Source organism: Sphingomonas sp. CFBP 13728 (genome assembly GCF_014841895.1).
In the GTDB taxonomy this organism is placed as follows: domain Bacteria; phylum Pseudomonadota; class Alphaproteobacteria; order Sphingomonadales; family Sphingomonadaceae; genus Sphingomonas.
In genome coordinates this window covers 1,817,389-1,842,883 of the sequence record NZ_JACYUS010000001.1, presented here as the reverse complement: position 1 = coordinate 1,842,883, position 25,495 = coordinate 1,817,389, and the positions used below count along the sequence as shown (strand labels likewise).

Here is a 25,495-nt window from a genome sequence, read left to right as displayed (position 1 = left end):
AGTCGCTTGTTTAGTGCTTTAGGCGACAGATTATTGCACAGATCAGCGCTTGCGCGACTCCGCGCGCTCTTCCGACGTGACGGTGCCGTCGTGGTTCAGGTCCATCCTGTCGAACCAGGCGAGCGTGCCTTCGCTCCACTCGATCGCGGTAATGACGCCGTCCTTGTTGCGGTCGAATGCCTTGATGCGCGTGTTGGGCGAGGGGAGCTCGTCCTTGGTGACGCGATCGTCGCCGTTGCGGTCGAGCGTGCGGAAGCGGCGTTCCATGCTGGCGCCGAAATCGAGCCGCGAGGTTACCGAGGGCGGCACGAAGCCGACCGCGTTGGCGTCGGCCTGCGCGCGCTGCTCGTCCTTGTCGCCGCACGCGGACACCAGAATTCCCGTCGCGGCGAGCGCCGCTACCAGTTTCACCTGCATAGAATCTCCCGTCGTATCGATGCCGTCAGGCCTCGAGTTCGATGTCCCAATAGAGCCAGTCGTGCCACGTGTCGTGCAGGTAGTTGGGCGGGAAGCTGCGGCCGTGTTCCTGAAGGTGCCAGTTGGTCGGGCGGATCGCCTCGATATGCAGCGGCATCGCCGCCTGTTTCGGCGTGCGCCCGCCCTTTTTGAGGTTGCAGGGCGAGCAGGCGGTGACGACGTTCTCCCACGTGGTACGACCGCCTTGCGCGCGGGGGACGACATGGTCGAAGGTGAGATCGCGCAGCTTGCCGCAATATTGGCAGGTGAACTTGTCGCGCAGGAACAGGTTGAAGCGGGTGAAGGCGGGAAATTGCGACGGTCGGACGAACTGCTTGAGCGCGATCACCGAGGGCAGCTTCAGCGCGAAATTGGCGCTGCGGACTTCGCGTTCATAGGTGGCGACGATGTCGACACGGTCGAGGAACACCGCCTTGACCGCGGTTTGCCACGGCCAGACGCTGAGCGGATAGTAGGAAAGCGGCGTGTAATCGGCATTGAGCACGAGCGCCGGACAACCATCCGGGTGACGCATCAGATCGGGGTGAAACACGGCTCCTCCCACTCAGGCTTCGCAGAGCGCCCTATGGACCACAGCGATGACACCGACATGACAGCACGCCGCGTAGCGGTCGGTCAAGCATGCTGAGCGACGGACCGGTCGTAACGCGGTTCGCGCCGAGCCCGACCGGGCGGTTGCATCTGGGCCACGCGGTGTCGGCGATCCGCGCTCACGATTACGCGCGCGAGCGGGGCGGGCGGTTCCTGCTGCGGATCGAGGACATCGATGGGACGCGGAGTCGGCCTGAATTCGTCGCGGGGATTTTGGAGGACCTGGGGTGGCTTGGGTTGCGGTGGGACTCGTTGGTGTTCCAGTCGGAGCGGTTGGCTACGTATGATGTCGCGCTGGAGGCTTTGAGGGCGCGCGGGCTGGTTTACCCCTGTTTCTGTACGCGGGCGGAGATCGCGGCGAGCGCGTCGGCGCCGCAGGGGGATGTCGGGCCGGTCTATCCGGGGATTTGTCGCGGTCTGAGCGCGGCGGAGGTCGCTGCGCGGGGTGATGTGGCGCATTGCTGGCGGCTCGACATGGCGAAGGCTGTGGCGATTACCGGCGTGCTCGTTTGGCATGATGCGATTGCCGGGACGGTTGTCGCCGATCCGTTGGCGCAGGGGGACGTCGTGCTGGCGCGGAAGGACGCGCCGGCGAGCTATCATCTGGCGGTGACTTTGGATGATGCGGCGCAGGGCGTGACGGACGTGGTGCGCGGGGTGGACCTGTTCGCGGCGACGGACGTGCACCGGGTGTTGCAGGCTTTGCTAAGGTTGCCGGTGCCGGCGTATCATCATCATCCGCTGGTGGTGGATGCGGCGGGGCGGCGGTTGGCCAAGCGGGAAGGGGCTTTGTCGCTGGCGGAGATGCGGGCGGCGGGGGAGGATGGGGTGGCGTTGGCGGCTCGGGTGCGGAGTGGGGTCATCGCGGCCGTCTCGCGCTGCTGATCGTCAACGTCCGAGTCAGCGGCAAGGTGTGCTGAGAAACGGATGGCAGCCCATGCCTCCTTGTTCTCCCGCGAAGGCGCGAGCCCAGTCTGGGTCCCCGCCTTCGCGGGGAAACAGTGTTGGTTCACGGTAGCTCAACCCAACCACCACCCCGGCGAAGGCCGGGGCCCATTTGGGGCACGTTGCCAACTAAACGCTGCGCTTCGTTACTGCGACCTTTCCAATTGGGCCCCGGCCTTCGCCGGGGTGGTGCTACGTACGGGTGGCGCTGATTTACATCTGATGAGGGCGCTGCTGCTACAGCTCGATCCCTAGCCTTGGCGCCGCCCACGTCATCGCCGCGTACAGCGCGATCGTCAGCACGCACCCCGCCACCAGCGACACCCAGAACGGCGCACCATGTCGCAACAGCGCCGGGATCAGCAGGAACATCGGCAGCGACGGCAGCACGTACCAGAAGGTCGCGCCGGCATGTGCGGCCATCGTCCGAGGGTCGGGCTTGTCGCGCCATAGCCAGATCATGCCGAGCACCGACACCAACGGCAGCGACGCCACGAGTGCGCCGAAGCCGGGATAGCGCTTGGCGATCTCCGACGCGGCGGCGATAAGAATGCCCGAGATCAGAGCTTTCAGCGTCAAGTATAACATGTAGCATTTGCGCGCATCACGGGGGGATCCGCAACACTGTTCCAGCCATTGCTAGCGACAGCCGGTGCGCTTACATTCCTTGTATGAACACATTCCTCGTCATCCTCCTGATCGCGGCGATGATCGCGACCGTCGTGGCTCTGGTGCGGGGCGTCGTGTCGTTCCTGCAGGAGGGCACGGCGCAGGTCCGCGACGGAAACGGGCCGAGCGCGGCATCGCTTAAGTCGAATCGGATGATGCAGCAGCGGATCTTCTTCCAGGCGCTGGCGATCCTGATTGTCGTCGTGATCCTTTTCGCGGCGGGACGGAACTAGGGTCTAACGCGCTTTCCTAACCACCGTCATCCCAGCGCAAGCTGGGATGACGGTGGTTAGGCGGATGTCGCGAGCCACGAGGGATACCCCAGCTTTCGCTGGGGTGACGGGTTTGTGGCACAGCATGGTCGGACAGAAGGAATCGACCGATGGTCAAGCTCAACAAGATCTACACGCGAACGGGTGACGACGGCACGACGGGGCTGGTCGACGGCTCGCGCGTGTCGAAGGCGAGCGCGCTTATGCAGGCGATCGGCGATGTCGACGAGGCGAACTCGGCGATCGGCGTGGCGGTCGTGGCGCTTGGCAACGATCCGCTTGCCGCCGCGCTGGAGCGTATTCAGAACGACCTGTTCGATCTTGGTGCCGACCTTGCGACGCCTGCAGGCGATGACGGGTTCGCGCCTTCCGAGATGGTGCTGCGGATCGTGCCGGCGCAGGTCGAGCGACTCGAGCGTGAGATCGATGCGATGAACGTACACCTCGCGCCGTTGCGGAGCTTCATCCTGCCGGGCGGATCGCCGCAGGCCGCAGCGCTGCATCTGGCGCGGGCGATTTCGCGGCGTGCGGAGCGATCCGCGGTCGCGGCGACGCATGATATGCCGCTGAATCCGGCGGCATTAGCGTATGTTAACCGGCTATCCGATTTCCTGTTCGTGGCGTCGCGCGCAGTGAACCAAAACGGGGCCGGCGACGTTCTATGGCGACCGGGGGCTACGCGCGCGCAGGCGTGATCGGCGTTCGAGCGTTGCGGTACCGGGCGACGCATTGAAGGATAATCGATGCCGCAGCCTGTTCGTCCAGATATCACTCCCGGTCATTCGTCGGATTTGAGTGAGCGTTTTTCGGCCGTACGCGCGCTGACGCTGGCGCTCGCCGCGCCGCTGTCGGATGCAGATGCGACGGTGCAGTCGATGGACGATGCGTCGCCGACCAAGTGGCATCTGGCGCATACGACGTGGTTCTTCGAGACTTTCGTGTTGCGCGATCACGTCGCCGGTTATGCGCTCCACGACGAGCGTTTTCCGTTTCTGTTCAACAGCTATTACGAGGCCGAGGGGCGGCGCCATGCGCGCGATCGGCGGGGGATGGTGACGCGGCCGTCGCTCGACGAAGTGCGGGCGTATCGTGCGCATGTCGATGCGGCGTTGCTTGATGCGCTGCCTGGGTTGTCGTCGGATGCGCAGGCTTTGGTGGCGCTCGGGTGTCATCACGAGGAGCAGCACCAGGAATTGCTGGTGACGGACATCCTCCACATGTTTTCCGAAAACCCGCTGGAGCCCGCGATGTGGCCGGCGCCGCGGAAAGTGCCGGTCGAGATGCCGGGGCCGATCGGCTGGATCGCGCGCGAGAGCGGGATCGTCGAGGTCGGGCATGACGGCGACGGGTTCGCGTTCGATTGCGAGGGACCGCGTCACGCCGCCCTGCTGGTGCCGCATGCCATCGCGGACCGCACCGTGACGAATGGCGAATGGGCGGCGTTCATTGCCGATGGCGGCTATACCGAAGCGCGGCATTGGCTGGCGGATGGCTGGGCTTGGGTGAAGGCGGAGGGCATCGTCGCGCCGCTCTATTGGGAACAGGGCGAGGCGGGCTGGACGCGGTTCGGGCTCGACGGGCGGCGCGCGATCGATCCGGCGGCGCCGGTGACGCATGTGAGCTTCTTCGAGGCGGATGCGTATGCGAGTTGGGCCGGCGCCCGGTTGCCGACCGAGTTCGAATGGGAGGCGGCTGCGGCCTCCTACGACTCCACTGGCGGCAACCAGATGGATGTCGCGGGGCCGGTCGAACCTCGACCCGCGGCGAATGGCCCAGGGTTTTTCGGCGATGTCTGGGAATGGACCGGCAGCGCCTATCGGCCCTACCCTGGTTTCGTGACCGCGGCCGGCGCCGTCGGCGAATATAACGGCAAGTTCATGAGTTCGCAGTTCATCCTGCGCGGTGGCAGCTGTGCGACGCCGCGCGGCCATGCACGCGCGAGCTACCGCAATTTCTTCTATCCGCACCAACGGTGGCAGTTCACCGGCGTGCGTCTCGCGAAAGATATCTGATGTTGAAGCCTGAGATCGAGGACGGCCAGCAGACGCTCGCCGATCCGCAATTCCGCGCGGACGTGCTGGACGGGCTCGCGCGGCGCCCGCGGGCGATCCCGGCGCGGTGGTTCTACGACCGGCGCGGTTCGGAGTTGTTCGAGAAGATCACGGATCTGCCCGAATATTATCCGACGCGGACCGAGCGGTCGATTTTGGAGACGGCATGTCCCGAGGTGGCGACGCTTGCCGGCGCAGGGCGTGCGGTCGTCGAGTTCGGCTCGGGATCGTCGACCAAGACGCCGATCTTGCTCGAGGCCGTGGCGCCGTCGGTCTATGTGCCGATCGATATCTCAGGGGATTTCCTGCGCGAGTCATCGAAGGTGCTGGGCGAGCAGTTCCCGGACCTGCTGGTGCTGCCGTTCGAGGCGGACTTCATGCGGCCGTTGAGCTTGCCGAAGACGATCGCGGATACGCCCAAGCTCGGCTTCTTTCCGGGATCGACTATCGGCAACATGATCCCGCTGATGGCGGTCGATCTGCTGCGCGCGATGCGGTCGTCGCTTGGCGTCGGCGCGATGCTGTTGATCGGGATGGACCGGATCAAGGGCGAGGACGTGCTGGTCCCCGCGTATGACGATGCGCAGGGCGTGACGGCGGCGTTCAACCTGAACCTGCTCGAGCGGATCAACCGCGAACTGGACGGCGATATCCCGGTCGACGCGTTCCGGCACAAGGCGGTTTGGAACGACGATCGCGCTCGGATCGAGATGCATCTGGAGGCGGTGCGCGACGTCGCGTTCGCCGTCGACGGACGATCGTTCGAAATGACTGCGGGCGAGACGATACACACCGAAAATTCGCATAAATATGGCGCGCGCGATGCGCGGATCTTGCTGCGGTCGGGCGGGTGGACGCCGGTGGCGGCGTGGACCGATCCCGAAGGGCTGTTCGGCGTGTATCTGGCCGAGGCGCAGGTGGAGCGGCCGGCGCCCTGATTAGGGGGCGACGGCTTGATGCAGTATCGCCCAAACATGGACGTAGCGAGCCGGAGTTGGCGAGCCAGCAAGCGGCCGTTTGTTAATGCCGAAACCGGAACTCCAGTCAGAGGGTTTCGGCTGTCAGCTCAAACCCGATGTAGGATCGCTTATTGGTGACCACGAGCAAGACGCGGGTGATAGCTCCGCGCCACCCGAGCAGATCTGTCCGCTCTCAAGCACGCCAGAAACTGTGGTAGCCTTACCGGAATCAACAGAAACAAGACGTTGTCCGCTTCCGTCCTTGACCGCGAACCGACATGTTCCACTACTACTTTTCACGCAGCGCATAGACAGAACGTGACTATTGCCGTCGTAGTCGACCGCAGTTGAGATGATAGTCGCGGTTCGGACGGTTGCGGCCGGGTGATAACTATACCAGAAATTTAGTTTGGGCGACGGCAGAGCGGCTACCGCTAACGCACCTACTCCAATGACAGCAGCGACCGCTAAAGTTCGGCGTTTGGATATCATGATATGCCCCCGTTTTCCTGATCAAACTTGGTGGAGACTTGGTGGAATGTCGAGGTTTAAAACCATCAATTTTGGCCTTCAAGCGGCCGTTCCGCTTTCCTGCCCAACCCAGACATTCCCGAATTCGATTGGTTGTGGGAACGCTCGCGCGAAGATCGACAATCCCGCGATCTGATCGCTACGAAGGGCTATGTCCGTGCCCAGCCACTATAGGAGGCAGCGCCCGTCGTCATATCGATCACAAAGGTGTCACCGCCGATCCGGCTTGCATAAAATCGTCCTTCGATATTGCTGATGGCGGAGAAGGTGTCGGTCGCGGGGCGGGTCGCATCGAACTTCCGGTGCATGTCGTCCGTCGCGCCTGGTTCCGGTGCGATCTGCCAAACGGGCCGGTTGCCGGCGTCGAACAAGAACACCTCTCGCCCCCAGATTTCGCGGTGAATGACATCCCTCGTCGGATACGCTTCGAATAGAACCAGACGCCCCGAGCCGGGCACCGGTAAGATCATGCCGATAGGGTAAGACTGCACAGCCTGATCCGATATTCTTGTTCCACACACCACAATACGAGGCAGCGGTTAATTCCTCAAACTCGATCCTTTTCGGGAAAAGCTGAGCCCCGCAATGTCGGCTAATGCCACCTGCCTTCCCGAAAGCTGCCGTTCCGCTCCCCTCGCCTAACCAGCTATCTAGCTACTGTTGGATATGTCCCACCCCGACCTTCCCCTTAAGGGGAGGGAGCAAATCAGGGGCGCACGACTTTCGCGCGCCACGTCGTGATGTAATCGATGTTGCCGCGGCATTCGCTCATGTCGGCTTGTTCAGAGAGGCGGAAGCGGGTGGCGTCCCAGACGAAGCTCTGGTGCGAGCCGCAGTCGCCGAGACCTCGGCCCTTGGCGTAGCTGGTCAGGATGCCGTTCTTGAAGTCGCCGTTGATGATGCTCTTTACGGGGGTACCGGCGTCCGCGCCGGTCGCTTCGAAACCTGCGGGGGCGTCGAGTTGGGCTGGGGTAATGCTGGCGCCGTCGACGATGAAGAGCGCGCTGATCAGGTTATAGGCGCCGGTCGAGCAGGGGAAGATCACCAGCGACTTGCCGCCGCCGAGCGCGTGCGTTTCGGGGGTGAAGCCTTCGAGGTCGCAGGTGGCGCGTTTGCGGAGTGCTGCGACCTGGGTGGCGGTAAGCTTTGCGGGGGTGCCCGATGGCGCGATCGCGGCTATGACCGGGAGCGGCGGTGTGGGGGCGGTCGACGTGGCGGGGCCCTTGGCGACGATCGCGTCGGTGCTGCCGGCGCGGCCTTGTTGCGCGTCGATGTAGCGGAGTGCGGCGGCGGCGCCTTTCAGCGAGAGCGTGGCGAGCGTGCCGCCGTCTGCGTCGAGGATTTTGAGCGACTGGGCGTTGGCGATGGCGGCGGCGAGCGCGGTGGCGTTGCGCAGGGCTATGGCCTTGCCGTCGACCGCGAAGCTGGCGGGCGGGCGCTTGGTGGCGGCCTGGTCGTTGCGGGTTTCCAGCGCCAGCGAGATCTTGCCGCCGCCGTGCGATGCCGCGCCGGGCTCGCGCGTGAGGTTGAGCGTGATCATGTCGCCGCCGCCCGTCTCGGGGAGGAGCGAGGCTAGCGTGCAGCGGAGCGTATTGTCGCAGCCGACGGTCCAGTCGGTGAAGGTCTTCAGTTCGCCGGGTTTCGGTAGCGTGTGCGAGTCGGTGGCGGGGGTTGGCTGAGGTGCCGTCGGCGCGGCGGGGGCTGGCTCGGTCGTTGGCGCCGCCTCTGCTTTGGGCTGGGGTGCGGGCTGGCTCGGCGAACAGGCTGCGAGCGGCAGCGCGACGAGGGGGCCGAGGGCGGAAAAGATCGGTTTGCACAGCATTGTTGCCGTCTAGCGCTCTGGCTGCGCGGGGAAAAGCGGCTAGGGAGGGGGCAACAAATCAGGAGAGTGATGTGCAGACGATCGGCGTGATTGGTGCAGGGCAGATGGGCGCGGGGATCGCGCAGGTTTCGGCGCAGGCGGGGTACCGCGTGCTGCTGGCGGACGTGTCGCTGGAGGCTGCGACTAAGGGCAAGGCGGGGATCGCCAAGGCGCTTGGCCGGCTCGTCGAGAAGGAAAAGATCGCGGGCGAGGCGCGTGATGCGGCGCTCGCGCTGATCGAGCCGGTCGCGAGCGTGGCGGACATGGGCGACTGTGCGATCGTGGTCGAGGCGGCGACCGAGCGCGAGGCGGTGAAGCGAGCGATCTTCGCCGAGGTCGGCAAGGTGCTCGGGCCGGATGCGATCCTGGCGTCGAACACGTCGTCGATCCCGATCACGCGCCTCGCACAGGCGGCACCCGATGCGGCGCGGTTCATGGGGGTGCATTTCTTCAACCCAGTGCCGGTGATGCGGCCGATCGAGCTGATCCGGGGCCTCGCGACGTCGGACGCGACGGTGGCGGCGGTCGAGGCGTTTGCGGAAAAGCTCGGCAAGCAGGTGGTGCACGCGAACGACGCGCCGGGCTTTATCGTCAACCGGGTGCTGATGCCGATGATCAACGAGGCGTGCTTCGCGCTCGGCGAGGGCGTGGCGAGCGTGCGCGATATCGACCTGGCGTGCCAGTTGGGGCTGAACCATCCGATGGGGCCGCTGACGCTGGCGGACTTTATCGGGCTGGATACGTGCCTGGAGATTACGCGCGTGCTGTTCGAGGGGACGGGCGATCCGAAGTTCCGGCCGGCGCCGGTGCTGGTGAAGTATGTCGACGCTGGGTGGTTTGGGCGGAAGACGGGGCGCGGGTTCTATGATTATTCGGGCGCGGAGCCTGTGCCTACTCGGTGAAGGGAGCGCGGTTCGATGTGATCTGATCGGGCGTGCTTCACCATCTGAAGGGACCGCCGCAGCAATTGCCTGTCTTGCGATAGTCCATTGCGGGCCTTCGCAATGTGTGAGCATTTGACTGTCACAGGGGCGAATGCGCGGCGACCGACGGGCGAATTGAAATGACAGCGGCACAGTATGGAATCGGGGCCTACACGATCCCTGAAGCCGCACGCCTGATCGGGATGACGGCGGCGCGGCTGCGGCGTTGGCTGTACGGTTACGAATATGATGGTGGCCATGACGGCGAAAGGGGCACGCAACCGGCCCTCTGGCAGCCTCAGTACGACGTCGAGGCGGATGGCCAGCTTCTCGGTTTTCGCGACCTGGTCGAAGCGCGGATCGTCGCCGCGCTGACCAAGGCGCATTTTGGTTTGCCGACCATCCGCGCCTGCATCACGGCAGCGCGAGATCTGCTTGGCGACGAACGGCCGTTCTCGACACGTGCGTTCAAGACCGATGGGCGCAGGCTGTTTCTGGATATCACGGACGGGGTTCAAGACCCTGCGATGTACGACCTCAAGGCGAGACAACGGGTGTTCCGCGACGTTGTGATGCCGTCGCTGTCCGACCTGGATTTTGGGCCCAATGCCGCCGAGCGGTGGTGGCTGGTACCGGGCAAGCGGACGATCGTTGCCGATCCCGAGCGTTCCTTCGGGCAGCCGATCGTGGCGGCATCCGGGCTGCTGACGGCACGCGTCGTGCAGGAACTGAAGGCCGAGGGGTCGGTAGAGCGAGTTGCCAAGCTGTACGATCTACCCGTTCGTGCAATCCGCGATGCGCTCAAGTTCGAAAGCGATCTCCAACTGCGTAAGGCGGCTTGAAACTTTTCATCGACAACAACCTTCCACCGCGACTCGCGCGGGGGCTGGCAGCGTTGTTCGAGGGGGATCACGAGGTCGTCTGCCACCGTGACAAATACGGCGATACGCACCTACTCGACGAAGAATGGATACCCGCTCTCGGTGCCGAAGGAGATTGGGTGGTGCTGTCCGGCGATCTCAACATCGCGCGACGGCGTCCCCAGCGGGAGTTGTTCTTCCGGTCCCGTCTGGTCGGTTTCTTTCCGCGTGCGGCGGTGATGGAGTTGCCGTTACCGAAGAAGGCAGCGCGGATCTTGAGCGTGTGGGACCGAATGGTCGGTCTGGCCCGCGACGTACGGCCTGGGGCGTTCGAGCTTCAGCAGCGCGGCGAGCAATTTCGAGCTTTGTGAGCAGCCAAGGCGCTGGTGGTTAGGCTGGCTATTTGTCGTTCTCCCGCGAAGGCGGGAGCCCAGACTGGGTCCCCGCCTTCGCGGGGAAACATGCTCGCTGCTTGGTGTAGGCCGCGCGATCGCGAACCATATCGGTTAAACCGCTTGACATCGTCACGCTCGTTTGGTACATAACGGGAACGCTGAAGAATTGCGGGTCGGGCTGGTGGCTCGGGCGGAGAGAGGCCGGGACGGTCGGGGTGGGAGCCTCGGGTGTCGCCGGCCTTTTCGCGTTCTGGCGGACCTTGTTGTCGGGAGAGCGGGGATGGTGCGGTTGGTGGCGGCGGATAATCGGATCGTGCAGTGCGCCGCGGTGCGCAAGGATGGGTGGACCAAGGCACGGCGCGAGGGGTTTTTCGCGATGCTGAGCGCGACGTGCAACGTGCGGGCTTCGGCGGCGGCGATGGGGATGACCGATTGTGGCGCCTATCACGTGCGACGGCGCGATCCGGTGTTTGCGGCGCAGTGGCGGGAGGCGCTGGCGGAGGGCTATGGTCGGCTCGAACAGGCGTTGATGGCGCTGGCGCTGGAGGGGATCGACCCGGCGCCGGCGATCGAGGCGGGGATCGAGCAGGCGCGGGCGGCGACGTGCGGCGAGGCGAAGACCGAAGGCTTCGGGGCCGAGCGGCGGCGCGCGGAAGCGGCGGCTCGGGCGGCGGACGGTGGCGGGGATGCGGTGGTTCCGGGTGTCGGGCGCGAGGTTGGCGCTGGTGCGGGAGGTGGCAGTGGCGTGATCATGGGCTCGCCGGGTGGTACGCCGACCATAACGAGTGTCGACCTGGCGCTGCGGTTGCTGGCGCGGAATACGGATCGGGTTGCGGGTACGGCAGGGGGTCGCGGGCGCAAGGCGCGGGCTTCGGCGGAGGAGACCGATGCGGCGTTGATCAAGCAGCTCGATGCGCTGGCGCGGCGGATCGCGGCGAAGGAGGTCAAGCGGATCGAAGGCAAGGTGGTCGAAGGCAAGGTGGTCGAAGGCGGGGTGGTCGAAGGCGGGGTGGTCGAAGGCACGGTGGTCGAGCAGCGCGCCGTCGAAAATGATGGAGCCGAGCGGGCCGGCGTGCCCGGAACGCCTTCGGAATGAGTGCGGACGAGGGGGCTCCGGTGCGCGATCCGGTGGCGGAGCTGGCGATGTTGCCGCGGACGCGGGCGGATTGGGTGCTGGGTGCGCTGACCACGGCGCAGCGGCGGGAACTGCATGATCGGTGGGAGGTGTGGGCGCATCCGGGGCAGCATCTCGGCGCGCGCACGCGGGCTGGTACCGCGGCGGACGACTGGCGGATCTGGGTGATCCTGGCGGGGCGGGGGTTCGGGAAGACTCGGGCTGGGGCGGAGTGGGTCAGCCAGGTGGCGCGGGACAATCCTGGGGCTCGGATCGCGCTGGTCGGGGCGACCGTCGATGATGTGCGGCGGGTGATGATCGAGGGGGAGAGCGGGTTGCTCGCCGTCGCGCGCGATGACGAGGATCCGGTTTGGCGGGCTGGCTTGGGAGAGCCGCGGTTTGCCAATGGGACGTTGGCTTCGGCGTATTCTGCTGAGGCGCCGGAGGGGTTGCGCGGGCCCGAGCATCATGTGGCGTGGTGCGACGAGGTGGCCAAGTGGCGCAACGGGAATGCGACGTGGGACAATCTGATGATGGGGCTTCGGCTGGGGACGCTGCCGCGAATCGTGGTGACGACGACGCCTAAGCCGGTGGCGTTGCTGCGGCGGATATTGGCGCTGCCGGGGGTGGTGCGGTCGCAGGGGCGGACGCGCGATAATGTGCATCTGCCGGTGAGCTTCGTCGAGGCGGTGACTGCGTCGTATGCGGGGACTCGGTTGGGACGGCAGGAGCTGGATGGCGAGCTGATCGAGGATGTCGTGGGGGCGCTTTGGACGCGGGAACTGGTGGAGTCCCGGCGGGTGGCTTTTGCGCCTGCCGTCGTGCGGGTTGTCGTTGGGGTGGATCCTCCGGCGGGGAGTGTTTCCGGGGGGCCTGGGGATGCTTGCGGGATCGTGGTGGTGGCGCTGGGGGATAACGGGTTTGCGTATGTGCTGGAGGACGCCAGCGTATCTGGGGCCAGTCCTGAGGGGTGGGCTCGGGCTGTTGCCGAGTGCGCGGCGCGGCATGGGGCGGACCGGGTGATCGCGGAGGCCAACCAGGGGGGGACTATGGTGGGGAGCGTTCTTTCCGGCGCTGACCGGGCGATGCCGGTGAAGCTGGTGCATGCGTCGCTTGGGAAGGTGGCGCGGGCTGAGCCAGTGGCGGCTTTGTATGAGTCCGGGCGGGCCTGGCATGTGGGGGCTTTTCCGGACCTGGAGGATGAGCTTTGCGGGCTGATCGCGGGCGGGGGGTATGAGGGGCCGGGGCGGTCGCCGGATCGGGCTGATGCTCTTGTTTGGGCGATGACCGAGGTGATGCTGGGGCCGCGGGCGCGGGTTTCTGTGCGGGTGCTTTAGGTTTTCCCTCTCCCTTTCGGGGAGAGGGAAGGAGGAGCTCTTGCGACGGGAGGGTGAGGGGTGGTTGGGATTGCTGGTCCTTAGCCTCACTCCCCTCTCCCTCCCACGCGCAAGGGCGCGCGGTCCCCTCCCTCTCCCCGGAGGGGCGAGGGAATTTAGAGGAGATCGGCATGAAATTGTTCGGGTGGAAATCCGGGCGCGATGAGTCGCGGCCGGTGTTGTCTCGGTCTTCGGCGGGCGCGGTCGGGGGCTCCGCGTCTGGCGAGTGGCCGCGGAGTTACGAGGCTCAGGTGCGCGAGGCGTATCTCGACAATCCGATTGCGCAACGGGCGGTGAAGCTGGTGGTGGAGGGGCTGGGGAGCGCGCCGATCGTTGCGTCGGATCCGGCGTTGCTGGCGCTGGCGACGGTGCGGTCGGGTGGGCAGACGCTGATCGAGACGGTGGCGGCGCACCTGATGCTGCACGGCAATGCGTATGTGCAGGTGCTGCGCGACGTCGAGGGCGGGGCGGCCGAGCTTTATGCGCTGCGGCCGGAGCGGGTGACCGTCGAGCCGGATGCTAGCGGGTGGCCGGCGGCATATCGGTACCGGGTCGGGGAGCGGGTTTCGCGGTTGCACGCGGATCCGGTTCGGCCCGAGGTGATCCACCTGAAGAGCTTCAATCCGGTCGATGACCATTATGGGTTGGGGTGCCTGGGGGCGGCTTCGGGGGCGGTGGCGATCCACAATGCGGCGGCGCGGTGGAACAAGGCTTTGCTCGACAATGCGGCGCGGCCTTCGGGGGCGTTGATGTACGATCCCAAGGACGGCGCGACGTTGTCGACCGAGCAGTTCGAGCGGTTGCGGGGCGAGCTGGAGGCGTCGTTCTCGGGGGCGGGGAATGCGGGGCGGCCGATGCTGCTGGAGGGGGGGCTCAGGTGGCAGGCGTTGAGCTTGTCGCCGGCGGATATGGATTTCGTGGGCACGAAGGCGGCGGCTGCGCGGGAGATCGCGCTGGCGTTCGGGGTGCCGCCGATGCTGCTCGGGCTGCCGGGGGACAATTCCTATGCGAATTACCGGGAGGCGAACCGGGCGCTGTGGCGGCTGGCGATCTTGCCGCTGGCGACCGCGGTGCTGGGCGGGATCGCGCAGGGGCTGGCCGGGTGGTTCGACGGGGCGGCGATTTCGGTCGATCTCGACCGGGTGCCGGCGCTGGCGGAGGATCGCGAGCGGCTTTGGGGGATGGTGAGCGGGGCTTCGTTTCTTAGCGATGCGGAGAAGCGGGCTCTGCTGGAAATTCAGGAGGTGGTCTGATGGATGGGGCGGTTTTGGCGCAGTTGATGCGGCAGGGGGCTGAGCGGGGTGTGGACCTGGTGACGCTTCGGGCGATCGTGGAGGAGGCTGGGGAGTTGGGGGCGGCTCGGGCTTTGGCGCGGGTGGCGTTGAGTGACGAGCGGGCTCGGGAGGATGTGGCGGAGTTGCGCGAGCTGTTGGCGGCCTGGCGGGATGCGAAGCGGTCGGTTTGGAAGGCGGTGGTGGGGTGGATCGCTCGGCTGGCGATGGCGCTGATGCTGGCGGGGTTGGCGGTGAAACTGGGGTTTGCTGCGTGGTTGAAGTGACGGGCGCGGGGACGGTGGCTTTCGCGGGGTATGCGGCGGTGTTCGATGTTGTCGATCGGGCTGGGGATGTGATGCGGCGGGGGGCTTTTGCTGGGGCTGGGGTGGTGCCTTTGTTGTGGCAGCATCGTGGTGTGGCGGTTGGCTTGCTGGCCTCGGTTCGGGAGGATGCGCGGGGGTTGCGGGTCGAGGGGGTGGTTTCGGATGTTGAGCTGGCTCGGCTGGTGCGGTCTGGGGCGGTGGCTGGGTTGTCGGTTGGGTATCGGGCGACGTCCGTGCGGCAGGGGGTTCGGCGGGAGTTGCTGTCGGTCGAGCTGGCGGAGGTTAGTTTGGTGGCGGTGCCGATGCAGGCTTTGGCTCGGGTTGAGGTGGTGGACATCGTGGCGTGATCGTTTTCCTGCGGACGCAGGAATCCAGGGTCGAGGGGTGAGACGCGTGTGACCCTAGGCTCCTGCGTTCGCAGGAGAACGGTGATTGGCGCGGGCGTTCCGTGCCTCACGCCCCTCTCCCTCCCACGCGCAAGGGCGCGCGGGCCCCTCCCTCTCCCCGGAGGGGCGAGGGAATTTTGAGTTTCATGAGGCGTCCTGCGGGGCGCCTTTTTTCGTTTCATGCGAGGAGATGGACATGAGTGTTGTTGACCGGCCGGTTTTGGCGGGAGCTTCCCCCTTGGCGCAGAATGCGGCGTTTGCGGGGTTCGTTCGGACGGGCGCTACGCTGGAGATGAAGGCTTTTACCGGGGTTACGGGGGATGCCGGCGGGTTTGCGGTGCCGCGGGAGATCGATGCTCAGATCGATACGCTGCTGAAGGCGGTGTCGCCGATCCGGTCGATCGCCAATGTCGTGAAGGTTGGCTCGGCCGGGTATCGCAAGCTCGTGACCACGGGCGGTACGCCTTCCGGTTGGGCGGCGGAGAATGCGGCTCGGCCGGAGACCGCTTCGCCGGTGTTCGTCGAGATCGCGCCGCCTACGGGGGAGTTGTATGCCAATCCTTCGGCTAGCCAGGCGATGCTGGATGATGCCGCGTTCGATGTCGAGGAGTGGCTGGCGGGCGAGATCGCGATGGAGTTTGCTAAGGCCGAGGGGGCGGCTTTCGTGTCGGGTTCCGGTGTGTCGCGGCCTAAGGGGTTTCTGACGTCGGCTACTGCGGCGACTGCGGATGGCGTGCGGGCTTTCGGGACTTTGCAGTATCTCGCGAGCGGGACTGCGGGGGACTTTTCGGCGAACCCGCAGGAGCGGTTGATCGATCTGGTTCAGTCGTTGCGCGGGCCTTATCGGCAGGGGGCCAGCTTTGTCATGAATGCGGCGACGCTGGCGCGGATCCGGAAGTTCAAGACCACCGACGGCGCGTTCGTCTGGGCACCTTCGCTGGCGGCTGGGGTGCCGGCTACGCTGCTGGGGTATCCGGTGGTGGAGGCCGAGGACATGCCGGATATTGCCGCCAATGCGCTGGCGATCGCGTTCGGGAATTTCCGCGCGGGGTATATTATCGCCGAGCGGACCGAGACGGGGATCCTGCGCGATCCGTATTCGAACAAGCCTTTCGTGAATTTCTACGCGACCAAGCGGGTCGGTGGGTGCGTGACGAACTCCGAGGCTATCAAGTTGCTGAAGTTCTCGGTGGCTTGAGCTGTCCCTCTCCCCGTCGGGGAGAGGGAAGGAGGAGCACCTGCGACGGGAGGGTGAGGGGGAGTTGGGATTCACGTCCCGAGCCTCACTCCCCTCTCCCTCCCACGTGCAAGGGCACGCGGGCCCCTCCCTCTCCCCGGAGGGGCGAGGGAAGTTTTGGAGACATCGTTATGACGGGGTCGGCGATTTCTGCCGGGGTGATCGCTGAGGTGGTCGTCGCGGCTAGGGCTTTGTTGCGGGTGGAGACGGGGGAGGACGTCGTGCTGGCGCGGTTGGCGCAGACGGCGTTGCTGCTGGGGGAGGCTTTTCTGGGGGCGGCGGTGATTGTGCGGCCGTTCGAGGATGTGGTGACCAGTGCGGCGGGGTGGCGGCGGTTGTTGGTCGCGCCCGTCACCGTGATTTCCGGGCTGACCGGGTTGCCTGGCGAGGGGGCGCCGTTCGTGTTGGCGGTCGGGGCGTATGCTGTCGATATCGATGCGGATGGGGTCGGGTGGGTTCGGGTTCTTGCCGCGGGATCGGCCGGGCGGGTGGCTGTGGCGTATTCGGCGGGGCTGGCCTTGAGTTTCGAGGCGGTGCCGGCGCCGATCGCGCAGGGGGTGGCGATGCTGGTGGCGCATCTGTTCGATCACCGGGAGAGCGATGTCGCGCCGCCGGCTGCGGTGGCGGCTTTGTGGCGGCCTTATCGGCGGATGCGGTTGTCCGCTGCGGTGCATTCGTGAGTGGGCGGGTGGTCTTGCAGGCGGCGATCGTGGCTCGGCTGAATGCGGTGCTGGATGTCAGCGTGTTCGATGCGCCGCCGGTGCGCGGGGGGCTACCGTATGCGGTGGTCGACGAGCCGGTGTTGTCGGACTGGAGCACGAAGACCTGGGTCGGGCGGGAAGGGCGCGTTCTGCTGACGCTGTTCGATGGGGGGGGGCGGCCGGTTCGGTTGCGGGCTCTGCTGGCAGTGGCGGAGGAGGGGTTGGAGGCGCTGCCGCCCGATCTTGGCGAGGGGTGGCGGGTGGTTCGGTTGGCGCTGGTTCGGTCTCGGGTGCTGCGGGTCGGAGATCGGTGGCGGGGGACGTCGGAGTTTCTGGTGCGGATGTACCGCGAGAGCTGAAGGAGATCGACATGGCGGTGGAGAAGGGAAGTGCGTTCCTGCTGAAGGTGGGGAACGGGGCGGTGCCGGTGGTCTACGCGACGGTGGCCGGGCTGCGGACGACGCAGATGTCGGTGAATGGGGAGGCTATCGTTGTCACGACGAAGGATTCCGGCGGGTGGCGGCAGTTGCTGTCGGGGGCTGGGGTTCGGAGTGTGTCCGTTTCGGGGGCTGGGGTTTTTACCGGGTCGGTGGCGGAGTTGCGGGTGAAGGCTAGCGCGCTGACCGGCGTGCTCGATGATTATCGGCTGGCGTTCGAGGGGGGCGATACGATGACGGGTAAGTTCCTGGTGTCTCGGCTGGATTACGTCGGGGATTTCAATGGGGAGCGGTCTTATACGCTTAGCCTGGAGAGTTCCGGGGCTGTTGTTGTTGCTTAACTTTCCCTCTCCCCGTCGGGGAGAGGGAGGGAGGAGCTCTTGCGACGGGAGGGTGAGGGGTTTTGGGACTGGCGTCCTTAGCCTCACTCCCCTCTTCCTCCCACGCGCAAGGGCGCGCGGGCCCCTCCCTCTCCCCGGAGGGGCGAGGGGGTTTTTGGAGAATTCTCATGGGTGATTTGGCGAATCCGGTTCGGGGGGAGGGGTCTCTTCGGGTCGGGGGGGAGGTGCTTGTGCTTCGGCCTAGCTTTGCTGCGCTTGTGGCGGCTGAGGGGGAGTTGGGGCCTTTGTTTGCGCTCGTCGAGCGCGCGGCGGAGGGGAAGCTTGGGATCGGGGAGATGGTGGGGCTGTTCTGGCATTGCCTGCGCGAGTGTCCCGAGGGGGTTACGCGGGAGCGGTTGGGGGAGGCGGTCGTCGAGGCGGGGCTGGCGGCGGTGACGCCGGTGTTGCGGGGGCTGTTGCGGCAGATCCTGGCGGGGAAGTGACGTTTTCCGACAATGCGGCGCGGTTGGCCGGCTTTGCTGGCGCGGTGTTGGGGTGGGCGCCGGAGGTGTTCTGGCGGGCTACGCCGGCGGAATTGGCGGGGGTCGTGGGGGCTTTGGTGGGCGATGTGACGGCGCCGCCCGATGCTTCGACGATCGCGCGGTTGAGGGGGGCTTTTCCTGATGGATGATCTTGATGCTGCGCTGGTGAGCGTGCGGGCGGATACGACCGGGTTCTCGCGTGACGTCGAGGCGATGCGGGGGGAGCTGGAGGGGGTGCTTGGGGCTGGAGCCGAGCGGGCTGCGTTGCGGTTGGAGGCGGGGCTGTTGCGCGCGGTTCGGTCTGGGAAGCTGGGGTTCGAGGAGTTGAAGGGGGTCGCTCTGTCGGCGCTGGATGCGATCGCCTCGGCGGCTTTGAAGGCTGGGGTGCAGTCTGTGTTGCGTGGTGGGGGTTTGAGTGGGGCGCTTGCCGGGCTGGTTGGTGGGTTGCCGGGGCGGGCGACTGGTGGGCCGGTGTCGCCGGGGCGGGCTTATGTTGTTGGCGAGCGGGGGGCGGAGGTTTTCGTGCCTACTTCTAGCGGGCGGGTCGAGGTTGGCGCGTCGGGGGGCGTGCGCGAGGTGAGGGTGGCTATCACGGTGAATGCTGCCGGGGGGAGTGCGCCTGGGGTACGGCTCAGTCGAGCCGGCAGGTGGCTCGGGCTGTGAAGGCGGCTTTGGCCGTGGAGTGACCTTGTCCCTCTCCCTTTCGGGGAGAGGGAAGGAGGAGCTCTTGCGACGGGAGGGTGAGGGGTGGTTGGGATTTGGGTTCCTAGCCTCACGCCCCTCTCCCTCGCACGCGCAAGGGCGCGCGGGCCCCTCCCTCTCCCCGTAGGGGCGAGGGAATAGTGAGGAGATCCTTATGGCGCATTGGCTTTGCTCTGCTCGGACTGTGCAGGTCGAGGGGCTTGTGTCTCGGTTCGATCCTCGGTTCTGGACGGTGGATTTTCCGCGGCCGATGATGGCTTCGGTGGTGACTACCGGCCCCGCTTCGCTGCGGGTGGATGCGGTTTTCTATAAGGCGGACGATCTGGCCGGGGTGATCTGGGAGGCGGTGGACCGCTTCGATCATCCTTTGCTGAAGTATGAGACTTCGCGCGATTTTCGGGACTGTCGGTTGCGGTTTCGGTGGCGGTCTTCGGGGGTGATGGCGTTGGATGCCATTAACGGCCCGACCTTGACGATCGAGGGGCGGGATGCGGCTGGGGTGGCGCGGTCCTGGTATGTGCGGTTGTGGAATTATGCGGTGGGGACGCCGGAGGATGCGGTCGTTTCGCTCGATTTCGGGGCGATGGTGGGCGGGTATGAGCTGCCCGAGGATAGCGATCCGGTGTGGGCGGGGGATATCGACCGGATGTTCGTGTCGGTGGTGCCGCCGGACTATACCGAGGTCGATGTTCCGCTGGCTGCGCCGCGCGAGGGGTGGGTCGAGTGGACCGATCTCGTTTGCGAGGGGCCGGGGGCCGTGCTGGCGATCGGCGATGCCGTCGTGCCCGAGCACGGGGTTCGGATCGCGGGCGGATATGACGACAGTTATAATCTGACGCCGGCGCGGTTGCTGCGGAATGCGCTGCATCTGGGGTACCGGGGGAGCATCACGCATTATATCGGGATGAGCCATTATTTCCGGCTCGAGGCGCTTGGCGGCGGGTTCTACGTTTCGGCGGCGGGGGGCGTGCTGAACGTTGCGTGTGCCGCGTGGCACCGGGATTTTGCGGCGCGGGCGAAGGCGCTTGGCTATGACGTGATCTGGTCGCTGAGTTACGAGCTGTTCGATGCGCATTGCTGGAACGACTGGAAGCAGCGGGCGGCCGATGGCGCGCCCGCGCTGACGGGGTGGGAGCCGCCTTCGACGCTGCTGTCGCCGGCGCATGGCGGGGCGATGGGGTATCTCCAGGCGGTCGCGCGGGCTTTTCTGGGTATCGCGGTTGCGGCGGGGTTGGCGGCGAAGTTCCAGGTCGGCGAGCCGTGGTGGTGGGTGATGCCGGATGGGCGGCCTTGCCTGTACGACGCGAGCGCGGTGGCGGCGTTTGCGCCGGTGGCGATGGGGAGCATTCTGGGGCCCAAGACGCCGGCGCGGATCGCGACGCTGGATGCGGCCGGGGTGTGTCTGGCGGCGTCTACCGCTGCGCTTGTCGCGGCGGTGCGGGCGGAGGCGCCGGGGTGTGTGACGCATCTGCTGACGTATCTGCCGACCGTGCTGGATGCGGCGGCGCCGGAGGCGAAGCGCGCGAACATGCCGGTGGGGTGGGCGAGCCCTGCGTTCGATGTGCTGCAGCTGGAGGATTACGACTGGGTGACGGCGGGGGATTCGGCGTCGTCCGCGGAGGGCGTGGCGGTGGCGTTCGCGCGGCTGGGGTATCCGGTCGAGAGGCAGCATTATCTGTCCGGATTCGTGTTGCGGCCTGACCAGGCCGTGCAGTGGGGGCTGATCGAAGCCGCTGCCGAGGTGGCGCGGGCGCGGGGGGTGGCGGAGACGTTTCTGTGGGCGCTGCCGCAGGTGATGCGGGATGGGTTCGTGCATTTCGATACGGAACAGGAGGATGCCGTGGACGCGTTCGATGAGGTGCTGTTTCCGTTGGCGCTGGGGCGTGAGGCGGAGGTGGCGCCTGGGTTTTCTACGGCGATTTTGACGAGTGCCGGGGGGCGGGAGGCGCGCAACGCGGCCTGGGCGGAGGCTCGGACGTCGTATGATGTCGGGCCGGGGTTGCGGAGCGAGGCGGATATCGCGGTGCTGCTGGCGTTCTTTCGGGCGCGGATGGGGGCGGCGCGGGGGTTTCGGTTGCGTGATCCTTTCGACTTCGACGCGGTGGGAGAGGTCGTTGGGGTTGGCGATGGGGTGGCTCGGCGGTTTGCCTTGATGAAGTGTTACGGTGCGGCTGAGCGGCGGATTACTCGGCCGGTTGCTGGTAGTGTCTCGGTGGCTGTGGGGGGCGTTGGGACTTTGGCGTTTTCCGTGGAGGCTGGGGGGTGGGTGGTGCTGGATGTGGCGCCTGCTTCTGGGGCGGTGGTGACGGCGGGGTTTGCGTTCGATGTGCCGGTTCGGTTTGCCGAGGATCGGTTGAGCGTGGCTCGGGCTACGTTCCTGGCTGGGGTGGCGGCGAGTGTGCCGTTGGTCGAGGTGCGGGAGGCTTAGTTTCCCTCTCCCCTGCGGGGAGAGGGAAGGAGGAGCCGCTTGGCGACGGAAGGGTGAGGGGTGGTTGGGATTTGTGTCCCGTGCCTCACGCCCCTCACCCTCCCACGCGCAAGGGCACGCGGGCCCCTCCCTCTCCCCGGAGGGGAGAGGGTATGCTTTCGGAGGAGGCTTTCATGTTTCTGGATGCTGAGCTGGCGACGATCGCGTTGTGCTGGCGGATCGAGCGGCGGGATGGGGTGGCGGTGGGCTTGACCGCGCATGACCGGGACCTGGTGGTGGACGGGCTGGTGCACCGGGCTGCGCCGGGGATGACTCCTTCGGCGATCCAGCGAAGTGACGGGCTGGAGGCGGATACGATGGATGTGGCGGGGGCTTTGACGAGCGCCGCGATTGGCGAGCGGGATCTGCTGAGCGGGCGCTGGGATGGGGCTCGGGTGGTGCTGTTTGCGGTGGACTGGACCGATCCGACCTCGCGGGTGGAGTTGGGCGAGGGGGTGATCGGGGCGGTCGAGCTGGGGGATGCGGGGTTCACCGCGGAGTTGCGGGGGGCGAGTGCTGCGCTGGATCGGGCTGTGGTGGAAGAGACTTCGCCGGAATGTCGCGCGGAGCTGGGCGATCGGCGGTGTCGGGTGGCGATGGCGGGGCGGCGTAGGTTCGGCCGGGTTGTTGCTTGCGAGGGGGCGGTGGTGACGCTGGACTCGAGCGCCGAGGGGCTTGGGGGTGGGCTGCTGCGCTGGTTCGGCGGCGAGAATTGCGGGTTGGAGAGCGCGATCGCGCGGGGTGTCGGGGTGGCGGTTACTTTGCGGGCGGTGCCGGCTTTCGTGGTTGAAATCGGTGCTCTCGTCGAGGTGATGGAGGGGTGTGACAAGAGTCTCGCCACCTGTGCGGGACGGTTCGGGAATGCGGTGAACTTTCGGGGGGAGCCGCATTTGCCGGGGATCGATTTGCTCACGCGGTATCCTGGGGCTTGAGCGCGGTTGCGGCGGCTGCCGTTGCGGCGGTGGGGACGCGGTTTCGGTTGCATGGGCGAGGCGCAGACGGGCTCGATTGCGTCGGGCTGGTGGCGCTGGCGCTTCGGGCTGGCGGTTATCTCGGTGAGGTTCCGAGAGGGTATGCGCTGCGGGGGAACGATTGGGGTTTGCTTGATCGGGTTCTGGTGCGGGTTGCCGAGGCGGAGGCGGGCGACGTGCTGTTGATGGCGGCGGGGCCGGGGCAGCTTCATCTCGGGATCAGGACGGCGGCGGGGTTCGTGCATGCGGACGCGGGGTTGCGGCGCGTGGTGGAGCGGCCGGGGATGCCGCCCTGGCCGGTGCTCGGTGTTTGGCGGATGGGGGTGTGACATGGCGACCTTGGTATTGACGGCCGTGGGGAGCGCGGTGGGCGGGCCGATCGGGGGCGCGATCGGCGCCTTGATCGGGCAGTCGGTCGATCATGCGCTGTTCGGGCCGAAGCGGCGGGAGGGGCCGCGGCTGGTCGAGCTGGCGGTGCAGACTTCGTCTTATGGGGCGCAGATCCCGAAGCTGTTCGGGACGATGCGCGTGGCGGGGACGGTGATCTGGGCGACCGACCTGATCGAGAGTCGGGTTTCGTCCAGGAGCGGCAAGGGGCAGCCCAGCGTCTCGACCTATTCCTATGCGGCGTCGTTCGCGGTGCTGTTGTCGGCTCGGGCTATTCTGGGCGTTGGGCGGATCTGGGCCGAGGGGAAGTTGCTGCGGGGGGCGGCTGGGGACTTCAAGACAGCGACCGGATTTCGGTTGCATCTTGGTGGTGAGGACCAGGCGGTGGATTCTTTGATCGCATCTGCGGAGGGGCTGGCGACGCCGGCGCATCGCGGGTGCGCATATGCCTTGTTCGAGATGTTGCAGCTGGCGGATTTCGGGAATCGGATTCCTTCGCTGACGTTCGAGGTGATTGCGGACGAGGGGCCGGTGCTCGTGTCGACGATCGCGAAGGCGCTCGCGGGGGAGGTTTCGGGGACGGCGGCGCTGGCGGTCGGCGGGTTTGCAGCATCGGGCGGGAGTGTTCGGGCGGTGCTGGAGATGTTGGGGCAGGCTGGTGGGGCCTGGTTTGCGCCTTCCGGAGCCGGGTTGGTGATGCGTGATGTCGCGGGAGCGATCGTCGTCGTGGCCGACGAGGGGTTTGCGGTTGAGGGGAAGGGCGTGCGGCGGGCTCGGGCTGTGGCGGCGATCGAGACCGTGCCGCGGACAGTGACCGTCGGGTACTATGACGCGGCGCGCGATTATCAGGCGGGTGTGCAGCGGGCGCGGCGGCCGGGGGCTGGGGTGCGTGACGACCGCGTCGAGGTGCCGGCGGTGTTGGAGGCGGGCGCGGCGAAGACCGTGGCGGAGGCAATGCTCGCTCGGGCCGAGGCTGGGCGAGTGCGGCGAACGATCGCGGCCGGGTTCGGGGCGATGGCGATTGCGCCGGGGGCTTGCGTGACGGTTTCCGGCGAGGGTGGCGTCTGGCGGGTGGCTGACGTCAGTATCGAGGGCATGGTGACGACGCTTGGGCTGGTGCCGCTGGTGGCGGCTTCGCTGTCGACGACTGCGACGAGCGGGCGGGTCTCGGGGGCGGTGGATGCGATCGTCGGGGCGACGATCATGCGCGCGTTCGAGGTTCATGGGTTGGACGAGGCTCCGTTGAGCGCGCCGCGAATGACGGTGGTTGCGAGCGGCATGGGCGCGGCGTGGCGGCAGGCGGCTCTGCTCTACAGTGTGGATGACGGGGTGAGTTGGGTGGCGGCCGGGGCGACGGCTGCGCCTGGCGTGCTGGGAACGATCGCAGTGGTGGCACCGGGCGCTCCGGCGACGTTGGTCGATCTGCGCGGGACGTTCGAGGTGGTCCTCGCCCATTCGGACATGGAACTGGGCGATGCGGATGCGGCGGGGCTCGACCGGGGTGGCAATCTGGCTTTGCTGGGCGACGAGCTGGTGCAGTTCGGGCGCGCGGAACCGCTGGGCGGCGCGCGCTGGCGGTTGAGTGGATTGCTGCGCGGGCGGCGGGGCACCGAGGCGGCCGGCCTTCAAGCCGTGGGAGATCGGTTCGTGCTGTTGGCGGCGGAGGCCGCGCGGGCGTTCGACTTGCCACCCTCCGTGCTGGGACGCGAGGTGCGCGTGATGGCGTCGGGCGTCGGCGACGAGACACCGGTCGAGACGCGGTGCGTGATGCGGGGGGCGTCCGTCGTTCCGCCATCGCCGGTGCATCTTGGCTATCGCGACGAGGCTGATGGAAGTGCGACGGTGCGCTGGACGCGGCGGAGCAGGGCGGGGTGGCGATGGATCGACGGCGTCGATGCACCGCTTGCCGAGGAGCGCGAGGCGTACCGCGTGACGATCGCAACTGCTCTGGGCGTGCGCGACGTCGATGTGGCGGTGCCGTCGGTTTCGATCACCGCGGCCGAGCGTACGGGGGTGGTCAGCGTCGTGGTGCGGCAACGCGGGGTGTTCGGCGAATCTTCGGCGGCGGAATTGAACGTACCGGCATGATTTCGGAACGGGGGAACGAATTATGAGCGACGACATCACACCGCGACTGGCATTGCCGTTGTTGCAGCCGGGACAGGCGCAGAAGGAAACGACTCACAACGAGGCGCTCGTGCTGCTCGACCTGGCGGTGCAGGCGAGCGTGCTGGCCGTGGGAACGAACGTGCCGCCGGTCGCTCCGGCGGCGGGACAGGCCTGGATCGTCGGTGCCGCGCCGACGGGGGGCTGGCTGGGGCAGCCGGGCACGATCGCGGGGTGGACGAGCGGCGGCTGGCGATTCCTCGTGCCACGCGAGGGTATGGCAGTCTGGAGCGTCGCGGACGGGCAGGTCGCGCGGTTCGGTGACGGCGTGTGGACGCTGGGTGTCATCGCCGGGAGCCGCATCGCGATCGGTGGCCACGACGTCATCGGCGCACGCCGCGCGGCGGTTCCGGAACCGATCGGCGGAAGCATCGTCGATATCGAGGCCAGGGCGGCGATCGCGGCGATATTGGGTGGTTTGCGGGGTCACGGACTGATTGCTGGCTAAAACACCCCAAAAACTGTGTCGTTCCGGCAACACCCCCAACTTTTGTTAGCTTGCGTGGAAACAAGGCCGAGGATAGGGAGTTTGCGATGTCCGTGTGACACTCATGAAAG

General features: G+C 66.7%; 30 protein-coding genes. 25 read left to right on the top strand and 5 right to left on the bottom strand.

Annotated features, from left to right (window positions below; all coding sequences use genetic code 11):
- Positions 1-42: 42 nt before the first annotated feature.
- Positions 43-417: an EF-hand domain-containing protein gene (locus IFT67_RS08310; RefSeq protein ID WP_107954660.1), complete on the bottom strand. Its 375-nt coding sequence runs from the start codon at positions 415-417 to the stop codon at positions 43-45.
- Positions 418-442: 25 nt separating this feature from the next.
- Complete coding sequence (locus IFT67_RS08305; protein WP_056052248.1) at positions 443-1,009, bottom strand: HNH endonuclease; 567 nt, start codon at positions 1,007-1,009, stop codon at positions 443-445.
- Positions 1,010-1,098: 89 nt separating this feature from the next.
- Between IFT67_RS08305 and gluQRS the strand changes: the two genes are divergently transcribed.
- Positions 1,099-1,953, top strand: coding sequence for a tRNA glutamyl-Q(34) synthetase GluQRS (gene gluQRS, locus IFT67_RS08300; protein ID WP_192146142.1), 855 nt, complete (start codon positions 1,099-1,101; stop codon positions 1,951-1,953).
- A gap of 297 nt (positions 1,954-2,250) precedes the next feature.
- Here gluQRS and IFT67_RS08295 read toward each other — a convergent pair whose 3' ends face one another.
- Entirely contained in the window at positions 2,251-2,601 is a 351-nt protein-coding gene (locus tag IFT67_RS08295; protein ID WP_056489776.1) for a DUF3147 family protein, read from the bottom strand.
- Between the two features lie 83 nt (positions 2,602-2,684).
- On the opposite strand from IFT67_RS08295, the gene IFT67_RS08290 reads away from it, so the two are divergent.
- The 4 genes from IFT67_RS08290 to egtD all read left to right on the top strand — a co-directional run bounded on the left by IFT67_RS08290 (position 2,685) and on the right by egtD (position 5,943).
- A complete protein-coding gene (locus IFT67_RS08290) occupies positions 2,685-2,915 on the top strand; it encodes a twin transmembrane helix small protein (RefSeq protein WP_056052241.1) in 231 nt (76 codons plus the stop codon).
- Positions 2,916-3,064: 149 nt separating this feature from the next.
- The gene (locus IFT67_RS08285; protein ID WP_192146140.1) at positions 3,065-3,649 is read left to right on the top strand and encodes a cob(I)yrinic acid a,c-diamide adenosyltransferase; all 585 of its coding nucleotides are present in this window, start codon (positions 3,065-3,067) and stop codon (positions 3,647-3,649) included.
- A 48-nt stretch (positions 3,650-3,697) separates the two neighbouring features.
- The gene (gene egtB, locus IFT67_RS08280) at positions 3,698-4,966 is read left to right on the top strand and encodes an ergothioneine biosynthesis protein EgtB (protein WP_192146138.1); all 1,269 of its coding nucleotides are present in this window, start codon (positions 3,698-3,700) and stop codon (positions 4,964-4,966) included.
- Entirely contained in the window at positions 4,966-5,943 is a 978-nt protein-coding gene (gene egtD, locus IFT67_RS08275) for an L-histidine N(alpha)-methyltransferase (RefSeq protein ID WP_192146136.1), read from the top strand. The genes egtB and egtD overlap by 1 nt, the downstream gene beginning before the upstream one ends.
- Positions 5,944-6,644: 701 nt before the next feature.
- Here egtD and IFT67_RS08270 read toward each other — a convergent pair.
- Positions 6,645-6,965, bottom strand: coding sequence for a hypothetical protein (locus IFT67_RS08270; protein ID WP_055879890.1), 321 nt, complete (start codon positions 6,963-6,965; stop codon positions 6,645-6,647).
- Between the two features lie 236 nt (positions 6,966-7,201).
- Positions 7,202-8,317 (bottom strand): DUF1176 domain-containing protein, encoded by a 1,116-nt coding sequence (locus IFT67_RS08265; RefSeq protein ID WP_192146134.1) that lies wholly within the window; start codon positions 8,315-8,317, stop codon positions 7,202-7,204.
- A 71-nt stretch (positions 8,318-8,388) separates the two neighbouring features.
- Between IFT67_RS08265 and IFT67_RS08260 the strand changes: the two genes are divergently transcribed.
- From IFT67_RS08260 to IFT67_RS08165, 20 genes are all read left to right on the top strand, one after another.
- Positions 8,389-9,258 carry a 3-hydroxyacyl-CoA dehydrogenase NAD-binding domain-containing protein gene (locus IFT67_RS08260; protein WP_192146132.1) on the top strand — a complete coding sequence of 290 codons (870 nt, stop codon included), beginning with the start codon at positions 8,389-8,391 and terminating at the stop codon, positions 9,256-9,258.
- Positions 9,259-9,419: 161 nt separating this feature from the next.
- Positions 9,420-10,121, top strand: coding sequence for a DUF433 domain-containing protein (locus tag IFT67_RS08255; RefSeq protein WP_192146130.1), 702 nt, complete (start codon positions 9,420-9,422; stop codon positions 10,119-10,121).
- Positions 10,118-10,510, top strand: a complete 393-nt coding sequence (locus tag IFT67_RS08250) for a PIN-like domain-containing protein (protein ID WP_192146128.1) — start codon at positions 10,118-10,120, stop codon at positions 10,508-10,510. The genes IFT67_RS08255 and IFT67_RS08250 overlap by 4 nt, the downstream gene beginning before the upstream one ends.
- 304 nt (positions 10,511-10,814) lie before the next feature.
- Complete coding sequence (locus tag IFT67_RS08245) at positions 10,815-11,630, top strand: hypothetical protein (RefSeq protein WP_192146126.1); 816 nt, start codon at positions 10,815-10,817, stop codon at positions 11,628-11,630.
- Positions 11,627-12,985, top strand: coding sequence for a DNA-packaging protein (locus tag IFT67_RS08240; protein ID WP_244647202.1), 1,359 nt, complete (start codon positions 11,627-11,629; stop codon positions 12,983-12,985). Before IFT67_RS08245 ends, IFT67_RS08240 begins: the two co-directional genes overlap by 4 nt.
- A gap of 170 nt (positions 12,986-13,155) precedes the next feature.
- Positions 13,156-14,277, top strand: coding sequence for a phage portal protein (locus IFT67_RS08235; protein ID WP_192146124.1), 1,122 nt, complete (start codon positions 13,156-13,158; stop codon positions 14,275-14,277).
- Complete coding sequence (locus IFT67_RS08230) at positions 14,277-14,582, top strand: DUF6127 family protein (protein ID WP_183129183.1); 306 nt, start codon at positions 14,277-14,279, stop codon at positions 14,580-14,582. Before IFT67_RS08235 ends, IFT67_RS08230 begins: the two co-directional genes overlap by 1 nt.
- Positions 14,570-14,968: an HK97 family phage prohead protease gene (locus tag IFT67_RS08225; RefSeq protein ID WP_342450586.1), complete on the top strand. Its 399-nt coding sequence runs from the start codon at positions 14,570-14,572 to the stop codon at positions 14,966-14,968. Before IFT67_RS08230 ends, IFT67_RS08225 begins: the two co-directional genes overlap by 13 nt.
- A gap of 235 nt (positions 14,969-15,203) precedes the next feature.
- A complete protein-coding gene (locus IFT67_RS08220) occupies positions 15,204-16,205 on the top strand; it encodes a phage major capsid protein (RefSeq protein WP_056052664.1) in 1,002 nt (333 codons plus the stop codon).
- A 170-nt stretch (positions 16,206-16,375) separates the two neighbouring features.
- Positions 16,376-16,924: a head-tail connector protein gene (locus tag IFT67_RS08215; RefSeq protein WP_192146122.1), complete on the top strand. Its 549-nt coding sequence runs from the start codon at positions 16,376-16,378 to the stop codon at positions 16,922-16,924.
- Positions 16,925-16,953: 29 nt separating this feature from the next.
- Positions 16,954-17,304, top strand: coding sequence for a tail completion protein gp17 (gene gp17, locus IFT67_RS08210; RefSeq protein WP_192146120.1), 351 nt, complete (start codon positions 16,954-16,956; stop codon positions 17,302-17,304).
- A gap of 11 nt (positions 17,305-17,315) precedes the next feature.
- Positions 17,316-17,723, top strand: coding sequence for a phage tail tube protein (locus IFT67_RS08205; protein WP_192146118.1), 408 nt, complete (start codon positions 17,316-17,318; stop codon positions 17,721-17,723).
- Between the two features lie 167 nt (positions 17,724-17,890).
- Positions 17,891-18,205, top strand: a complete 315-nt coding sequence (locus tag IFT67_RS08200; protein WP_133032131.1) for a gene transfer agent family protein — start codon at positions 17,891-17,893, stop codon at positions 18,203-18,205.
- Positions 18,202-18,393 carry a phage tail assembly chaperone gene (locus IFT67_RS08195; RefSeq protein WP_192146116.1) on the top strand — a complete coding sequence of 64 codons (192 nt, stop codon included), beginning with the start codon at positions 18,202-18,204 and terminating at the stop codon, positions 18,391-18,393. The genes IFT67_RS08200 and IFT67_RS08195 overlap by 4 nt, the downstream gene beginning before the upstream one ends.
- Positions 18,386-18,907 carry a tail tape measure protein gene (locus IFT67_RS08190; RefSeq protein ID WP_342450585.1) on the top strand — a complete coding sequence of 174 codons (522 nt, stop codon included), beginning with the start codon at positions 18,386-18,388 and terminating at the stop codon, positions 18,905-18,907. Before IFT67_RS08195 ends, IFT67_RS08190 begins: the two co-directional genes overlap by 8 nt.
- Before the next feature lie 193 nt (positions 18,908-19,100).
- Positions 19,101-21,374 carry a DUF2460 domain-containing protein gene (locus IFT67_RS08185; protein ID WP_192146114.1) on the top strand — a complete coding sequence of 758 codons (2,274 nt, stop codon included), beginning with the start codon at positions 19,101-19,103 and terminating at the stop codon, positions 21,372-21,374.
- A gap of 173 nt (positions 21,375-21,547) precedes the next feature.
- The gene (locus tag IFT67_RS08180; protein ID WP_192146113.1) at positions 21,548-22,345 is read left to right on the top strand and encodes a phage/gene transfer agent baseplate hub protein; all 798 of its coding nucleotides are present in this window, start codon (positions 21,548-21,550) and stop codon (positions 22,343-22,345) included.
- On the top strand, positions 22,342-22,713 hold the full coding sequence (locus IFT67_RS08175; RefSeq protein WP_192146111.1) for a C40 family peptidase: 372 nt from the start codon (positions 22,342-22,344) through the stop codon (positions 22,711-22,713). Before IFT67_RS08180 ends, IFT67_RS08175 begins: the two co-directional genes overlap by 4 nt.
- A gap of 1 nt (position 22,714) precedes the next feature.
- Complete coding sequence (locus tag IFT67_RS08170) at positions 22,715-24,859, top strand: phage tail protein (protein WP_192146109.1); 2,145 nt, start codon at positions 22,715-22,717, stop codon at positions 24,857-24,859.
- 22 nt (positions 24,860-24,881) lie between these two features.
- Positions 24,882-25,385, top strand: coding sequence for a DUF2793 domain-containing protein (locus IFT67_RS08165; RefSeq protein ID WP_192146108.1), 504 nt, complete (start codon positions 24,882-24,884; stop codon positions 25,383-25,385).
- The last annotated feature ends 110 nt before the right edge of the window (positions 25,386-25,495 follow it).

What these genes read in the sequence shown, in the direction of transcription:
- IFT67_RS08310 (WP_107954660.1), bottom strand. Translation starts at nt 417, where the DNA reads ATGCAGGTGAAACTGGTAGCGGCGCTCGCCGCGACGGGAATTCTGGTG.
- IFT67_RS08270 (WP_055879890.1), bottom strand. Translation starts at nt 6,965, where the DNA reads ATGATCTTACCGGTGCCCGGCTCGGGGCGTCTGGTTCTATTCGAAGCG.
- IFT67_RS08170 (WP_192146109.1), top strand. Translation starts at nt 22,715, where the DNA reads ATGGCGACCTTGGTATTGACGGCCGTGGGGAGCGCGGTGGGCGGGCCG.
- IFT67_RS08265 (WP_192146134.1), bottom strand. Translation starts at nt 8,317, where the DNA reads ATGCTGTGCAAACCGATCTTTTCCGCCCTCGGCCCCCTCGTCGCGCTG.
- IFT67_RS08230 (WP_183129183.1), top strand. Translation starts at nt 14,277, where the DNA reads ATGGATGGGGCGGTTTTGGCGCAGTTGATGCGGCAGGGGGCTGAGCGG.
- IFT67_RS08290 (WP_056052241.1), top strand. Translation starts at nt 2,685, where the DNA reads ATGAACACATTCCTCGTCATCCTCCTGATCGCGGCGATGATCGCGACC.
- IFT67_RS08180 (WP_192146113.1), top strand. Translation starts at nt 21,548, where the DNA reads ATGTTTCTGGATGCTGAGCTGGCGACGATCGCGTTGTGCTGGCGGATC.
- IFT67_RS08235 (WP_192146124.1), top strand. Translation starts at nt 13,156, where the DNA reads ATGAAATTGTTCGGGTGGAAATCCGGGCGCGATGAGTCGCGGCCGGTG.
- egtB (WP_192146138.1), top strand. Translation starts at nt 3,698, where the DNA reads ATGCCGCAGCCTGTTCGTCCAGATATCACTCCCGGTCATTCGTCGGAT.
- IFT67_RS08205 (WP_192146118.1), top strand. Translation starts at nt 17,316, where the DNA reads ATGGCGGTGGAGAAGGGAAGTGCGTTCCTGCTGAAGGTGGGGAACGGG.
- IFT67_RS08220 (WP_056052664.1), top strand. Translation starts at nt 15,204, where the DNA reads ATGAGTGTTGTTGACCGGCCGGTTTTGGCGGGAGCTTCCCCCTTGGCG.
- IFT67_RS08200 (WP_133032131.1), top strand. Translation starts at nt 17,891, where the DNA reads ATGGGTGATTTGGCGAATCCGGTTCGGGGGGAGGGGTCTCTTCGGGTC.
- IFT67_RS08245 (WP_192146126.1), top strand. Translation starts at nt 10,815, where the DNA reads ATGGTGCGGTTGGTGGCGGCGGATAATCGGATCGTGCAGTGCGCCGCG.
- IFT67_RS08240 (WP_244647202.1), top strand. Translation starts at nt 11,627, where the DNA reads ATGAGTGCGGACGAGGGGGCTCCGGTGCGCGATCCGGTGGCGGAGCTG.
- IFT67_RS08190 (WP_342450585.1), top strand. Translation starts at nt 18,386, where the DNA reads ATGGATGATCTTGATGCTGCGCTGGTGAGCGTGCGGGCGGATACGACC.
- IFT67_RS08255 (WP_192146130.1), top strand. Translation starts at nt 9,420, where the DNA reads ATGACAGCGGCACAGTATGGAATCGGGGCCTACACGATCCCTGAAGCC.
- IFT67_RS08215 (WP_192146122.1), top strand. Translation starts at nt 16,376, where the DNA reads ATGACGGGGTCGGCGATTTCTGCCGGGGTGATCGCTGAGGTGGTCGTC.
- IFT67_RS08295 (WP_056489776.1), bottom strand. Translation starts at nt 2,601, where the DNA reads ATGTTATACTTGACGCTGAAAGCTCTGATCTCGGGCATTCTTATCGCC.
- IFT67_RS08165 (WP_192146108.1), top strand. Translation starts at nt 24,882, where the DNA reads ATGAGCGACGACATCACACCGCGACTGGCATTGCCGTTGTTGCAGCCG.
- IFT67_RS08285 (WP_192146140.1), top strand. Translation starts at nt 3,065, where the DNA reads ATGGTCAAGCTCAACAAGATCTACACGCGAACGGGTGACGACGGCACG.
- egtD (WP_192146136.1), top strand. Translation starts at nt 4,966, where the DNA reads ATGTTGAAGCCTGAGATCGAGGACGGCCAGCAGACGCTCGCCGATCCG.
- gluQRS (WP_192146142.1), top strand. Translation starts at nt 1,099, where the DNA reads ATGCTGAGCGACGGACCGGTCGTAACGCGGTTCGCGCCGAGCCCGACC.
- IFT67_RS08185 (WP_192146114.1), top strand. Translation starts at nt 19,101, where the DNA reads ATGGCGCATTGGCTTTGCTCTGCTCGGACTGTGCAGGTCGAGGGGCTT.